The following is a 13702-nucleotide window of genomic DNA, read 5'->3' on the forward strand; positions in this document are numbered from 1 at the left end:
GGGCGAGCCAGCATCGACACCATCCCCGGGAATGAACGACAAACGGCGTTTACGATGCGACCGTCATCGCCCGACGTGGACGCATCGAAGCACTTATTCGACCGCTTCGATGATCGCTTCCATGACATTGGCCGATGGCATGGGCACGACCAGGTTAACCGTCTCGGGTAGCGATGTTTCCGCGATGTCGTTGGGGTCATTTTCCACACCGATCAGTCCGGTCCGAAATCCGTGATCTGCCCAGGCCGCAGCCTGCAGGTCGAGGTCGATCAACGCTTCGGACAACCGTTTGCATTTGCTGGTCAGGGAAATCAGGGGATGTGAGGCAAAGATCGTGGGTTCGGGATAGATCACCCGGACCCGTGTTGAGATGTCCTCGGCAAAACGCGCATTCTGCGCCAGAAACTCCACCATCTGGTTTTCATAGCCAACGATAATGGGGCGCGCGCCCATGCCCTGCTTCAGGAAGTTCTGAAAGATGTCGCCCGATGAGGCCTCCATATGCCCCATGGCCGCGAAATACGCGTTAACCTGTGGGACCAGCATATCCAGATCATCCTCGGTCGGTGTTCGGCCCTTGTTGAGCACCGTTGCCAACAAGCCTGACCAGATATTGCCCGAGTTGGACTTGGCCGGGTGAGTCGAAAACACTTTGAAAGGGCCATAGATATTCAGCCCCAGATCTTCCTTCCACCGTGCTTCGGTCGCGATCAGTTCCCCGATCTTGGCAACATCGGCGGTTAAAAAATCATCATTGCGCTTGGTCACCACACCTTTGGAGATCATGGCATCCGCGACATCAGCCCAGGCATAGAACACAATGGGCGAGTTAAAGATGGTTTCGCTGCCCAGAATCGTGCGCCCGTTTTCGCGCGCCAATTCGACCGCAACCATGTTCGAGGGCCATAGGCAATCGCGCCCCGCCACGGGCAGAGAGGTCGCCATTTCAACCGATCCGGCCTTGGTTGCGTCCAGCGTGATCTTATAGCGGCGCTCCAAGATCTCCTGCACTTTTTCGTTGCGCAGCAAGGCTGATTTTTCGCCACCATAATAGATCGAAACTGTGATCGGATCCCGGCGATCAACACTGCGGGTCAGGCCACCCAGATCCAGCAAAGACACAGCCGCGGTCACCCCTGCGACGGCTCCGAGTATCACGATACCAAGAACTGATTTCTGCACACGCTCATCCTCGTTTCATTTGGAAATCAAGCGCTTCCATCTGGGACTCCAGCGCCAGAAAGTCATTCTCAAGGCAGGCCGCGTCAATCTTTTGTAGCGCCGGCACGAAACTGTTGATCCGTTCGGCCAGGGGGGCGAGGCGCTCGGAATGCTGGCCACGCGACTTTTCCGACAGATCCGCGTAGCTTTCCACAGCGTCGACCATATTGCCCAAGTAGGACGTGATGAATCGGCGGGCGCGGCGGTAATCTTCGACATCGATGGACACTTGCTGCCGGATCGACCGAACATGGTCGATGATTGCCTCCACCGTTCCCCGTTCCTCCTCGGGAATGCGGAGCACAGCATTCAGCAACCGGTAGGCGGCATTGTCCATGATCCGGGCCGCTTCGCTCAGATCAGCCTGGGTGGTGGTGCCCGAAAGAACGATTTCGTCGTCCAGCGGTTTGCGCGGCAACAAAAGAAGCAGTGCCAAATAGCTGACAAGGGCTAGGCCGAATGCAGCCCACCAAACCAGGGTCAGCCCGAAATACAGCGTGAGAAAGATCACCGCCGATGCGCAACCCGCCAGGATCTGTCGCAATGGGTCGGTCAGGGCCATCAGTTATATCCCTTGGCCGACCGCAGGGCCTTGGCCAGATCGTCTCCTGCCTTGAACAAGCGACCAATCGTGGCGTCGTTCAACTCCTTCAACTGGCTTTCATCGGCCTTGCCAAAGGCGATTGCATGGATCGGAATATCCTTGCCAAAGCCGCTTTGCCCCATGAACTGCAACATGTCTGCACGGCGCGCCGTGTCGGAGGCGCCATCGGTCATGGCAACGATAGCCGGTAGATAGTCAAAAAGCGTGTCATCCTGCGCGTATTGGTCGAGTTGCTGCAAGGCCACCACAATCGCACTGTAAAGGTCCGTTCCGCCATCGGCCCGCAAGCCGTTGACCATGTTTTGCGCCTTACGCAACTCTGTCGGGTCAGCCCCTTTGAAAACGACAGGTTGTCCGGTTCGGTTGCTGAATGGCAGAATAATCGTCACATCCCGCGCCGATGGCTGCAGCAGATTGACCGCCGCCGCCTCTGGATCCAGCAGCAGGTTCATGGCAGATTTCAGTTCGCTCAGCGGCTCCCCTCGCATGGAGCCTGATACATCCAACACCCAAACCGTCAGCGACGGTTTGCGAAGCTCTGTCTGGTACAGCGACAGCGCCTGACCGATCACATCAGATGTTGGCGCCGGGACGGGGGCGATGCTGCGCTCCAGATCGATCCCCCAATCGGCGCGCCAGATCTTTGGGTCGGCCCTATCCGCAGACAATCCGATCAACCCGGTGCGGCGCCCAAGGGACAGAAGTTCATTCTGCGCATCCTCTGACAGCAGATGCTCCTGCAACTTTAGAAAGGCCTCTTCCTTGCCCGCGTCGCCTTTGTCGACATAGCCCAGGGGGCTGTCGGCAACGGACAATCCGTTAGAGGGGTAGATGATGCTCAGGGGTTGTTGGCCCGCCTCTTCCAGCGATTGATTGGCCTCGATCATCAAGGCCTCGTAGTTGAACATCGCGTCAAAGCTGTCCGTATGTCCGACAAAGCTGTCTTTCAGCCAACCGGAAGACCCCGACGACCGGTCAATCTGTGCCAGCAGGTCCCGCACGCCATCCAGAACGGTCGTGTCGGCCAGGTGATCCTGCGTCAGCACGTCTGGATCACCGGCCAACGCATACAGGAACCCGAAATAGGCCGATGCGCCTGAATTTGATTGCGTGGCCGAGGTCATGGCCAACCGGAACTCATCTGCCCCTGCCGCGGCTTGAATGTCTTGGATTGTTATGTTGTCGCGCCCGATCCAGTCCAACCGCTGGGCGATATCGCGTTTGATACCCAGCACCACGGGAGAGCGCAGGATCGATTCCCGGTGTTTGACGACGCGGTCGGTGTCGCCCAGTTCGATCCAGATCGAGTGGGCGGGCCAGACGGCGTCATAGACCGTCTCTGTCCCTTCGCCCAAGGCCCGGGCAATATCGACGGATCCCTGATAGGTGATTTCGACTTCCGTGCGGTTTGCACGCGCCCAGTCTTGGATGATCGGCTCCAAAGCCCGGTTTTCGGAACCGGAGACGATGTGCAATCGGCTCGACGGGCCAAACACCGATGGCAGGATAAACGCAGCCGCCCCTACAATCACAACGGCTACGGCCAAGAACACTGCCAAACGTTTCATCAAAACCCACCCTTTAATACCTTACATCAATATTACCGCGTTCCGTGACCGCAGGTAGACACCGAAATGGCAAATTCCCAGCGTAAGCATGGCAAGATCATGTCCTGCCACACCTATTTTAGAAATTCGTTACAAATGATTGGGGCATGGCCGCCCATTGGTTCCTGACCAAACCGTTTTACGTGTTCCCCAATGGCCAGCGCGATCCATGCATTTTTGCATCCACATTGGCCGAGATCAGGCTAGGCTCGTCTCTAGCAGAGGAGGAGGACGCCCCATGAAAGACCAACAGATCCTGGCCAGCGGCTATTACGATGCACAGCTTTGCGATCTTGGCGAATTTGCTGCGCTCGTGTCGCAAAGGCAGGATCCGGCAAACGCGCCCAATGCAGCGACCATTGAAAAGAACATCCCCATATATGATATCCCGGCCATTGCCAGCCAGTTTGCACGCCACGATAAGCGCCGAGAGCTAATGGCGGAGTGGGCTGCGATCCTGCAACGTGGCGCCGGTGTTTTCGTGCTGAAACAGGCCCAGCCCGACCATGCCGCGATTGATGCAGCAACAGCCGTCTATGGCCAGATCATCAATATCGAAAAAGAAGCCAGTGGCGGTGCAGACCATTTCGCAACCGCGGGCAGCAATGACCGGATCTGGAACGCGTTGCAGAAACTCTGTACCGCGGCCCCCGACACCTTCATTCGCTATTTTGCATCGCCTGCGATGGACGCGGCCAGCGAAGCCTGGCTTGGCCCAAACTATCAGATGACGGCCCAGATCAATGTCGTGCATCCAGGGGGCAAGGCGCAGTCGGCCCATCGCGACTATCACCTGGGTTTCCAGACGGCAGAGGTTGGCGCCACTTATCCAGCCCACGTCCACGACCTGTCGCCGCTGATGACGCTGCAAGGTGGATTGGCCCATTGCGACATGTCCGTGGAAAGCGGCCCGACTAAATTTTTGCCGTTCTCACAGCTTTACCGGCCGGGCTACATGGCCTGGAGGCGCGACGATTTCCGCGCCTATTTCGAGGAAAACTACGTGCAATTGCCCTTACAGAAAGGCGATGCGCTGTTCTTTAATCCAGCGTTGTTTCACGCGGCAGGAGAGAACCGCAGCTCCGATATCCACCGTATGGTCAACCTTTTCCAGGTCTCGTCCCCGTTCGGGCGCGCCATGGAAAGCGTTGATCGCAGGGCTATGTGCAAAACGCTTTCCGCGCCACTTGCCGCGGCATGGCAGTCCGGTGATCTGGAGGAGGAACAGTTCAACGCAGTCATCGCCGCCACAGCCGAAGGATATGCCTTTCCCACCAACCTTGACCGGGATCCGCCTGCCGATGGCCTCGCCCCCGAAAGCCAAGCTGCCTTGCTGAAACGTGCTATTCTATCAAATATGCCAAACCGGGAATTGCACGCGCTGTTTGATCAACAGTCCTCTCGCCGACGACCTTAGGATCGTGGTGCGCTGACATCTGATCGCCCTGGTGCGTCCGGTCTGACATGTCGGACCGCAGGCCGGGCTACCCGGCGGACATCATTCCACCGGTTGCGGCATCGCCTTCGCCCGACGATCCTTGACGGCCCAGAACGCGAACAACGCGATGATGCATGGTAGAACAACCGCGAATGACACCATGAACAGCCCCGTCAGGTTCAACACCAGACCCACAACGACCAAGAGCAACGCAATAACTTTGCGGGTTTCGGAATATTTCAAGATCAACGGCAGTGCCGAGATTGCGATCCAAATCAACGACAGCATGTTCTAGTCCGGCATGATGAACAACAATAGCACTTAGTCGATGCCATCACAGCATGGCCAAATTATGTAGAAACTGAGTCAGAAGGCGGTCAACCGCGCCGATTACGCTGGGTCCGGCTGCGCAACCACATCACTCAGGGCCGCTGACCCAGCGCTCTTTAACCACACGCGAAACCGGGGCCGAGGGTCAGTTTTTCCCCAGTGCTGCGGTCAGAAATCAGCGGACACTCTGGGTGATGCGAGGCACCTCATCCAGGGGCAAGCCTCGGTACAGCGGATCACGATGCCAGTCGGTCATGCCGCCTCCGCTGCTTCCTCCGGGTTCAGCTTCCAGATCGTCAGGTTCAATGAGGCCGCTATTGTGACCCAGATCAGGTAGGGTACAAAAAGTATCCCCGCGATGGTGTCTAGCGACCATAGGGCAACCATTGCCCCCAAAACCGCCAACCAAAGGCAGACCACAACGATCGCGCCCGCCTTTATTTTGTGTAGACCAAAGAAAACCGGCGACCACAATGCGTTCAGCACCATTTGCAACGCCCAGAACCCCATTGCGTAGGCATTCTCGGATAACGGCGCGACCCGCGCAGCGGCCACAGCAATCGCCACGTAAAGGATGGTCCAGGTGACCGGGAATACCCAATCCGGCGGCGTCCAGCCCGGTTTGTCGATGTCACGGTACCATTGGTCCGGCATGAACATCGCCCCGGTCGAGGCAGCAGCGCAGCAGGCTGCAAAGAAAATGATAAAAAGCATCCAATCCATGGAAGGACAATTAGAGCATTTTGCACGAAATCGACACCCCGAACGCAGATCCCTGCGCCCGGTGCCTTGGATGCCTTCACATTTTCCAGTTGCCGGGTGTGTAACTGCCTGAACTTTAGGCCGCTCGCTCACCCAGGTTCTGTGCAGCATCCCGCTCCTTCAGCGCCGCAAACAGACCGACCAGATCGCCGGTCCGGCCTTCGCCCCAAGGGGTGTCGGCCCGTCCGGTTTGTGCCGCGGCCTCCACTAGGAAGGTGACCTCTGGCAGCACGGGTGCGTAGATCACAGCGGATCGTGGCATCACTGCGCTGGAAGCCGCTTTGCCGCTGGCCAGCATGAGCCAACCCAGCTTGGCCGCGGTGCCGGTATGGGCGCGGCGGCTGATACTATCATGGCCCGCCCGCGCGATATCGCCACCGATGCCTGCATAGATGTGGCGCGCGGCAAAAATGCCGGGGCGGCAGGACAGGGGCAGCGCCGCGATGCCAGCCTCCCCCCGGATATACAGACGGTGCGCCTCGGCCAGCAGGCGCCGGACCATGCGGCGCATAGGGTCAGTAGGCAACGGTTCGCGCAGGAACGCTTCCGGCTCGGTTCCGGCCTGCTCAAGCCAGTCGAGCGGCAGGTAGATCCGGTTTTCCCGCGCATCCTCGCCCACGTCGCGCGCGATATTCGTCAGTTGCATTGCAACACCCAGATCGCAGGCGCGCGCCAGGGCATCGCGATCGCGCACGCCCATTATGACGGCCATCATTGCACCTACGGCGCTGGCCACCCGGGCGGAATAGGCGAAAAGATCGCTGAGGGTCTGATACCGATGCTCCATCGCGTCCCAGGCCAACCCTTCCAGCAGTGCTTCGGGCAAGGTCCGCGGCATGTGATAGTCCTCTATCACCGCCGTAAACGCCCGGTCGGCCGGTTGGTTCAGCGGCCGACCGGCATAGGCCAACTCCAACCGCTCTTTCAGGCGCAAAACGGCGGCTACCTTCTCGCTATGCAGATCCACGGCGTCATCGGCCAATCGGCAAAACGCATAAAGCGCCAGCGCCGGGTCGCGATATCGTTTCGGCAACACGCGCGAGGCCGCGTGGAATGACAGCGAGCCATGGCGGATCGCCGCCTCGCAATGGGTCATGTCATCGGGGTCGATCATTCGGCGGCCATCTTCGGTTGAGAGATCATGTAGGGCACGGGGCCTGCATCGGGCACCAGCTTGCCCAGCACCTCGGCACTGGCGATGACGCCAGGCAAACCTGCACCAGGGTGGGTGCCCGCACCGACCAGATAAAGCCCCTTAGCCTCTTCGCTCACGTTATGGGGGCGGAACCAGGCGGATTGCAGGATGCGCGGCTCAATGGAAAAGCCCGCGCCATTGGGGCTGAGATAGCGGTCCCGGAACGTCTCGGGCGTGAACACTTCGCTGGCGCTTATCCGATCGGCGAAACCGGGGATCAGCCCATCCAGCACGCGGGTCACCTTTTCGCGGTAGCGCGGCTCCTCCGCCTGCCAGTCCACGCCGTTGTCATGGCCCAGATGCGGCACAGGGCTCAGCGCATAGAAGGTATCATCTCCCTCCGGCGCGCAACTGGGATCAGTGACCGACGGGCGGTGAACGTAAAGGCTCATATCATCCGACAGCTTGCCCTTCAGGAAGATATCGTCGACCAGCCCCCGGTAACGCGGCCCATTCAGGATCGTGTGGTGCCCGACATCGGGCCACATCGCTGCCGTGCCTTTCGTGCCGAAATACCAAACATACAGCCCCATCGACCAGCGCGACCGCTTCAACCGCGCGGGAGACCACCGTTTGCGCGGCTGGTTCCGCAGCAGCCGGTCATAGGTATGGCCCGCATCGGCGTTGGAAATCACGAGGTCCGCGGGGACAACCTCGCCACCTATTAGCCGCACACCCTTGGCCGTTCCGCCATCCAGCAAAATCTCATCAACTTCGGTGCCCAATGCCAAATCGCCACCTTGGTCTTCAATGACACCTGCCATCGCCTTGGCAATCGCAGCTACGCCACCCATGGCGTAATGGACGCCAAACTCCTTCTCCAGATGGCTGACCAGGATATACATGCTGGTCACCTTGAACGGATCGCCGCCAATGAACAGCGGGTGAAAGCTGAACGCCATCTGGAGCCGCTCATCCCGGAACCGCCGCGCTGCATGGGCATAGACCGACCGGTCGGCCCGCATCATCCCAAACTTGGGAAGCACCTTGATCAGGTCCCACAGCTTGTGCATGGGGCGGCGGCCCAAATCCTCGAACCCGAACCAGTAGCGCCGTTCGGCATCTTTAAGGAACCGCTCATAACCCTTCAAATCGCTGGGGTTGAGGCGCTGGATCTCGGCCCGCACGTCATCTTCGTTCAAGCTCATCTTGAACGAAGACCCATCGGGCCACCGGATTTCATAGAACGGAGCCATAGGCCGCAGGTCGACCTCAGCCTCGAAATCGCGCCCGCAAGCGGCCCAAAGCTGTTTGAAAACCTGGGGCACGGTCACGATCGTCGGCCCCAGATCAAACCGGTGTCCGTTCTGATGAATGGCCGACCCACGCCCACCGGGCATGTCCAGTCTGTCCATCACGGTAACCGAATAGCCCTTGGCGCCCAGCCGCATGGCCGCCGCCAAACCGCCAAGACCGGCACCAATGACAATCGCGCGGGGAGGAGTCGTTTGTCTCATGACTTGACGCTACACCTGTCCAGTTCAGTTGACAATTGGTGTTGCGAAAGTCTGACACAAATGCGGTTTAATGTCAGCGGCTATGGAACAGGCTAGCGCGGTAATCCTGTCTGTACGGGGAGACGCGCGATGCCATATGCCGATGGCTCAATGCATCAGGGGGCCTGCGTCGACTGTCATAATCTTATTGAAAGTATCGGATTTATAAAGCCAATGAGTTGTTTGCGGCTTGTCACCGCGCCATGTTGCGTGTTTGTGTCATGTTACGCTTTGCAGCTTCTCCCCAACCAGCCACATCGCGCGGTCGAACGAACCATCGGAACACGGCTTCGCGTTCTGTGTCTAAAGGCGCGAATACTTTGGCCATGCGTATGATTGGCTGGACGGAAGTAGCCCTTTGGACCGCACTACCGGTTTCGCAAAACGACGCGATGGCAGCATGACGGAGCGCCCCTATGATCCTGATCTCAGACCTCAAATTGCACAGTCATGCCGATTTGACGGGTGTTGCATTTCCCGTACTACGCCACGCGCTTCTCCGGGAAGCTGATGCCCATAGCCTCGATGTGGTCCGCAATACAGACGTTGCCGTGACGTGCATGACGCGGTTCGGCACCGTAGGCGCTGAAATTCGTCCTGTCGGTGCCCGTGTCACGGTCAGGGCAGCAAAATCGGACCGGCTTCATATGCTAAAAGAAAGCCTTGTTGAACATCTTGTCCAACTGATCCCCGAGGCAGTTGAGCAAATGCGTTGGTCAGATGCCAAGCAGCCCGGCGGCATCCCTGCCAATTTTCATTTCGGTCGTATCGAGAACATCACGCCACTTGGCACATCGTTCTTGAGAATGCGCCTGGCATCCGATGGCCTGGGCAGTTTCACCGATGACGCGATCCATTTTCGGCTGGTCTTGCCACCCGCCCATGTGGACACGGTGGACTGGCCGTATGTTTCTGAGAACGGGACGACGGTTTGGCCAAAGGGTGAGCGAGCCCTGCACCGCCCGGTCTACACGACCCGTTTCATTGACCACGCGGTGGGGGTGATGGATTGTGATGTCTTCTTGCATGATGGAGGGCGGACAACCGCATGGGCTCAGTCAGCGGCAGTTGGTGATCGCGTCGCATTTATCGGCCCGGGGGGCGGAGGGATCCCCAAGGTCAAAGCCATCAACATGTATGGGGATGAAACCGCGTTTCCGGCCATTGCCCGTATTCTGGAAACCTTACCCTCCAATACGGTTGGAGATGTTGTTATCAGCGCAAGCGGCGGAGCCCTCCGCGATTATCATTTCGACGCACCAGACGGTATGCGGCTCACCACGATTATGCAGGGGCATGATCTAGCGCAACTCGCCCTGTCTGGGCTTACAGCGCATCCAGATCGTTTCCTGTGGTTTGCAGCAGAAAAATCACTGGTCCAGCCCGTTCGCGATGCGGTAAAGAGCGCGAATATCACAAAACAGCAGACCTATATCGCGGCCTATTGGAGCAAGTAAAACACCTCCTTTTCAAGGTATCATTTTCCGCGCGCGCTTGGCCAGATCCACCGTAAGCGCTCATGAAGCAAGTATCCGACAAAAATACTTGCCTTTCCGAAAGCCCCATGATCTGAGGTCTTGCCAGCCTGAGCCAGCATAAATCCCTTCGACGAAAGTGGTCTTATGCTGGTCCTTCCTCATAACCGCACATCCATTGCTTTGGTTGGGCTTTATCTGGCCCAGGCGGTGCCGCTTTATCTCGTCGCGGCGGCCCTGCCGCCCATCTTACGGGCCGGTGGCATTGGCCTTGATGTTATCGGCGGTATGGGGCTGCTGCTTGCTCCATGGGTGTTAAAGGCCGCCTGGGCCCCCTGGATTGACCGGCTCAGCCACAGCGCCCGCGTGGGTCGCAAAACGGTGATCGCAACATGCCTGCTGATCACGGTTGGTGGAATACTGGCGTTGTCTCAGTTGGATCCGCTTGAAGATGCCGCAACATTTTTCCCAATCCTCATGGCCATGTCTCTGTCATCGGCGACCCAGGATATCGCGTCGGACGGATGGGCCGTCGAACATCTTCCGCCTGATCTCCAGCCGGGTGGCAATGCGCTCCAGGGATCATCAGTTGCCATTGGAGTGCTGATCGGTGGATCGGGCACCCTGATCCTCCATGACCTTATCGGTTGGGCACTGACGCTTTGGATCCTTTCAAGCGTGACAATCCTTCTGATCACGCCGTTTTTCCTTCTTCCGGAAGCTGCGAATCGCAGACCGCTGCCCCGGGATGCGGGCCGGGCTGGTTTCGACAGTTTTCTGTCGATTGACGGTGCTCTTGCGATGCTTGCATTCGCGTTGCTCTTTCGGCTGCCAGAGGGGCTGGTCAAGGCGCTGGAGCAACCGTTCCTCGTGGATCAAGGCTTTAGCCTCGCTCAGATCGGGGCCATTTCCGGGGGTTCCGCTGCCGCGGTCGGCCTGATAGGAGCGTTCATTGGTGCCATATTGATCAGCCGTTGGGGATTGTTGTGGTTCCTGATCTTTCTGATCTGTGGGCGCACCCTTGCCTTTGGCGCCTTTTACTTGGCGGCGACCCAGGGATTTGCCCAATGGACGCTGGTTGGGCTGTCCATTTTCGACACCTTTCTGCGGTATATCGAGATCGTCGGGCTTTATACCGCGTTCATGCGGTTTGCTTCCCTCAGGCAGGCCGGCACCGATTTCACACTTCTGACCAGCATGACGCTGTTGATGTACATGATCGGCAGCATGATCGCAGGCCTGATGGCCGAACATATGGGCTATGGCGCTGTCTTTCTGATCGCCACCCTTTTGTCCGGTGTCACGGGCTGGATGGCCCTCACGCTCCTGCCCGCACGCATACGCTCTGTTCCCCTTGCCAAACAATCGGAGATCTTGCCATGACCATGACTCGGCTTCTGTCCAGTGTTGCCTATCTGGGGTTTTTCGCCGCTGGGTCTGTCCAAGCGCAGCAAGGCGAAGAACCATTTGATCTGGGCACCGTGGTGATTGAGGCGGCGCGAACCGGGGCCGGTAAAGACGCGATCCCCGGCACCGTACAGGTCGTTGAAGGCGATGCTATCCAGCGGCGCATCGCAAGTGGGCAATCCCTGTCGGGCGCCCTTAGTGACATCGTTCCGGGTCTGGCCCCGGCCAACGGGACGATCGGTGGCGCCAGTCAAACCCTGCGCGGTCGAACGACCCAGATCTTGATCGATGGTGTGGCACGCACATCTGAACTGCGCGGGTTTGACCGTGAGCTTTCGCTGATCGACCCAAGCTCAATCGAACGGATCGAGATTATCAAGGGATCAACCGCACGATTTGGTAACGGGGCTACGGGCGGCATTATCAACATCGTCACCAAGACGGCGGGTGAGGGAACAAGAACAACCTTGGACACGCGATTTTCGTTCCAGGATGGAGATGATGACAGCTTCAGCAACGAACTCTTTTTGTCACATGAACGGCGTATGGGTGATTTGGGGCTGCGGTTTGAGCTGTCGCGCAGCGATAGCGGGCAATTCTACGATGGCGACGGAAGCCGATTGCCCCCAGACCCGCTGGTTGGTCAGGGCAATGGCGACAACACAGATCGCTACACACTGGGATTTGCCGCGGACTGGGCCCGTGGCCCCCATGAATTGGAGTTCCGGTTCGACAGCTACCAGTTGGAACAGGAGATCGATGTTTTCACCGATTACAGTACAAACCCGGTGAGTGTCACAAACCGCTCTTACACCGGCAAACCGGTTGAAGATCGCGGGACAAGCGCAAATCTGACATATCGCCACACAGACACGCCGCTGGGCGAACTTGAGGTCACGGCCTTTGTGACCGACATCGAACGTCGAGCGGCATTTGTCGAGGCAGGTCCGAACAACACGTTGTATTACAGTGATGGTCCCGGCACTACGGTGCAGGACCCAGCGGCGCAAACAGAGCTTTTTACCACCACCTACGGTCTTTCCATCACCATGCGATCGCCCTTCGACTGGGTCACCCCGGATGCGACCCTGACCTGGGGGCTTGATTTGGGTCGCGATGAGGTGGAGCAGGAATTGCTAGACGGGACGGATGTGCTTGCGCCGATGTCACAAAACAGTGTCGCCGTGTTTGCCCAAGCGGAAGTTCCAGTGGGCGATCGCTGGCAAATCAGTGCTGGTCTGAGGGCAGAGCAGTTTTCGCTGACAGTTTCGGATTTCACACGACCCGATGCCGTTTCGTTGCGGGCGGTTGGCGGCACGTTCGTTCCGTTAGCCTTGCCCGCGCTTGACGTGGACGGGGGTGAGTTCGATTACAGCGCGGTGGTGGGCAATATCGGCACGGTTTACAGCGCAACGCCGAACCTGGATTTCTATGGGGGTTTCAGCCAAGGATTTTCAATACCGGATGTCGGAAGTTTCACACGCAGGGCCGTGTCGGCTGTTCCGACAGCCGCCAACCAGACCATTTCAATTGATTCCATTCGGCCAGAAGCACAGATCGTGAATACTTGGGAGGTGGGAACCAGATACCAGACCGACACCCTTTCTCTGGATGCGTCCGCATTCCTGTCCACCTCCGATGAGGGCACCATTTTCGATAGCGCCACAAATACCCTCACGCAGCAGAAAGAGCGGATCTGGGGGGCTGAGTTGAGTGCAGACTACCAGTTTCGAACGAATTGGAGTGCAGGCGCGCAAGTCGCCTACACGGAAGGTCGTTTTGACGACGATGGTGATGACGACATTGACAGTTGGCTGCCGATCAACCGGATCCCTTCCACCTACACCGCAACGCTTTACACAGATCGCGCGTTCAATAACGGACTGACCCTGTCAGGCGAGGTCGTATATGCGAGCGGACGGGACAAGCCCGGCGAACCTGTTCTTGGCGACACGGTACGGGTAAACGTTGGCGGCTCATACGCATTGGGGAATGGGACGCTCAACTTCGGGGTCAGCAATCTGTTTGACCAGGATCAAATCAACCCGACGGCCAGCAGTGTGCGTACCGATCCCCTGACCGACGATGCCGTGCGGGTCGCCGATCAAGGCCGCCGGATTGCGGTTGGGTATTCGGTTTCGTTCTGAAACCGGACACCCAACGCCAC

At 58.3% G+C, this 13702-nt stretch carries 11 protein-coding genes; 4 read left to right on the top strand and 7 right to left on the bottom strand.

All coding sequences use genetic code 11. The features are described 5' to 3' along the window. Positions 1–93: 93 nt before the first annotated feature. The 3 genes from IU397_RS19330 to IU397_RS19340 are packed head-to-tail and all read right to left on the bottom strand — an operon-like array spanning position 94 to position 3393. Positions 94–1182 carry a hypothetical protein gene (locus IU397_RS19330; RefSeq protein WP_204416908.1) on the bottom strand — a complete coding sequence of 363 codons (1089 nt, stop codon included), beginning with the start codon at positions 1180–1182 and terminating at the stop codon, positions 94–96. A 4-nt stretch (positions 1183–1186) separates the two neighbouring features. Then, on the bottom strand, positions 1187–1783 hold the full coding sequence (locus IU397_RS19335) for a 5-bromo-4-chloroindolyl phosphate hydrolysis family protein (protein ID WP_204416909.1): 597 nt from the start codon (positions 1781–1783) through the stop codon (positions 1187–1189). Then, positions 1783–3393: a substrate-binding domain-containing protein gene (locus tag IU397_RS19340; RefSeq protein WP_204416911.1), complete on the bottom strand. Its 1611-nt coding sequence runs from the start codon at positions 3391–3393 to the stop codon at positions 1783–1785. The genes IU397_RS19335 and IU397_RS19340 overlap by 1 nt, the downstream gene beginning before the upstream one ends. 277 nt (positions 3394–3670) lie before the next feature. On the opposite strand from IU397_RS19340, the gene IU397_RS19345 reads away from it, so the two are divergent. After that, positions 3671–4849, top strand: a complete 1179-nt coding sequence (locus IU397_RS19345) for a phytanoyl-CoA dioxygenase family protein (RefSeq protein ID WP_204416913.1) — start codon at positions 3671–3673, stop codon at positions 4847–4849. An 81-nt stretch (positions 4850–4930) separates the two neighbouring features. On the opposite strand, the gene IU397_RS19350 is transcribed toward IU397_RS19345, so the two are convergent. The 4 genes from IU397_RS19350 to IU397_RS19365 form a co-directional block, all read right to left on the bottom strand. Next, positions 4931–5158 (bottom strand): hypothetical protein, encoded by a 228-nt coding sequence (locus tag IU397_RS19350; RefSeq protein ID WP_204416915.1) that lies wholly within the window; start codon positions 5156–5158, stop codon positions 4931–4933. 294 nt (positions 5159–5452) lie between these two features. Beyond that, on the bottom strand, positions 5453–5923 hold the full coding sequence (locus IU397_RS19355) for a TspO/MBR family protein (RefSeq protein ID WP_204416917.1): 471 nt from the start codon (positions 5921–5923) through the stop codon (positions 5453–5455). A 115-nt stretch (positions 5924–6038) separates the two neighbouring features. Next, the gene (crtB, locus tag IU397_RS19360; protein ID WP_204416919.1) at positions 6039–7076 is read right to left on the bottom strand and encodes a 15-cis-phytoene synthase; all 1038 of its coding nucleotides are present in this window, start codon (positions 7074–7076) and stop codon (positions 6039–6041) included. Continuing rightward, positions 7073–8614: a phytoene desaturase gene (locus IU397_RS19365; protein WP_204416920.1), complete on the bottom strand. Its 1542-nt coding sequence runs from the start codon at positions 8612–8614 to the stop codon at positions 7073–7075. Before IU397_RS19365 ends, crtB begins: the two co-directional genes overlap by 4 nt. Before the next feature lie 455 nt (positions 8615–9069). Between IU397_RS19365 and IU397_RS19370 the strand changes: the two genes are divergently transcribed. The 3 genes from IU397_RS19370 (at position 9070) to IU397_RS19380 (ending at position 13682) form a co-directional block, all read left to right on the top strand. Continuing rightward, positions 9070–10110, top strand: coding sequence for a siderophore-interacting protein (locus IU397_RS19370; protein ID WP_204416922.1), 1041 nt, complete (start codon positions 9070–9072; stop codon positions 10108–10110). A gap of 165 nt (positions 10111–10275) precedes the next feature. Next, on the top strand, positions 10276–11511 hold the full coding sequence (locus tag IU397_RS19375; protein WP_204416923.1) for an MFS transporter: 1236 nt from the start codon (positions 10276–10278) through the stop codon (positions 11509–11511). Then, positions 11508–13682, top strand: coding sequence for a TonB-dependent receptor (locus IU397_RS19380; protein WP_204416924.1), 2175 nt, complete (start codon positions 11508–11510; stop codon positions 13680–13682). Before IU397_RS19375 ends, IU397_RS19380 begins: the two co-directional genes overlap by 4 nt. Positions 13683–13702 lie beyond the last annotated feature (20 nt).

Origin of the sequence: Actibacterium sp. 188UL27-1 (assembly GCF_016901225.1) — a bacterium.
In the GTDB taxonomy this organism is placed as follows: Bacteria; Pseudomonadota; Alphaproteobacteria; order Rhodobacterales; family Rhodobacteraceae; genus 188UL27-1.

Excerpts from the sequence above, each read along its gene's own strand:
- IU397_RS19335 (WP_204416909.1), bottom strand. The coding sequence starts at position 1,783 with ATGGCCCTGACCGACCCATTGCGACAGATCCTGGCGGGTTGCGCATCG.
- IU397_RS19340 (WP_204416911.1), bottom strand. The coding sequence starts at position 3,393 with ATGAAACGTTTGGCAGTGTTCTTGGCCGTAGCCGTTGTGATTGTAGGG.
- IU397_RS19345 (WP_204416913.1), top strand. The coding sequence starts at position 3,671 with ATGAAAGACCAACAGATCCTGGCCAGCGGCTATTACGATGCACAGCTT.
- IU397_RS19350 (WP_204416915.1), bottom strand. The coding sequence starts at position 5,158 with ATGCTGTCGTTGATTTGGATCGCAATCTCGGCACTGCCGTTGATCTTG.
- IU397_RS19355 (WP_204416917.1), bottom strand. The coding sequence starts at position 5,923 with ATGGATTGGATGCTTTTTATCATTTTCTTTGCAGCCTGCTGCGCTGCT.
- crtB (WP_204416919.1), bottom strand. The coding sequence starts at position 7,076 with ATGATCGACCCCGATGACATGACCCATTGCGAGGCGGCGATCCGCCAT.
- IU397_RS19365 (WP_204416920.1), bottom strand. The coding sequence starts at position 8,614 with ATGAGACAAACGACTCCTCCCCGCGCGATTGTCATTGGTGCCGGTCTT.
- IU397_RS19370 (WP_204416922.1), top strand. The coding sequence starts at position 9,070 with ATGATCCTGATCTCAGACCTCAAATTGCACAGTCATGCCGATTTGACG.
- IU397_RS19375 (WP_204416923.1), top strand. The coding sequence starts at position 10,276 with ATGCTGGTCCTTCCTCATAACCGCACATCCATTGCTTTGGTTGGGCTT.
- IU397_RS19380 (WP_204416924.1), top strand. The coding sequence starts at position 11,508 with ATGACCATGACTCGGCTTCTGTCCAGTGTTGCCTATCTGGGGTTTTTC.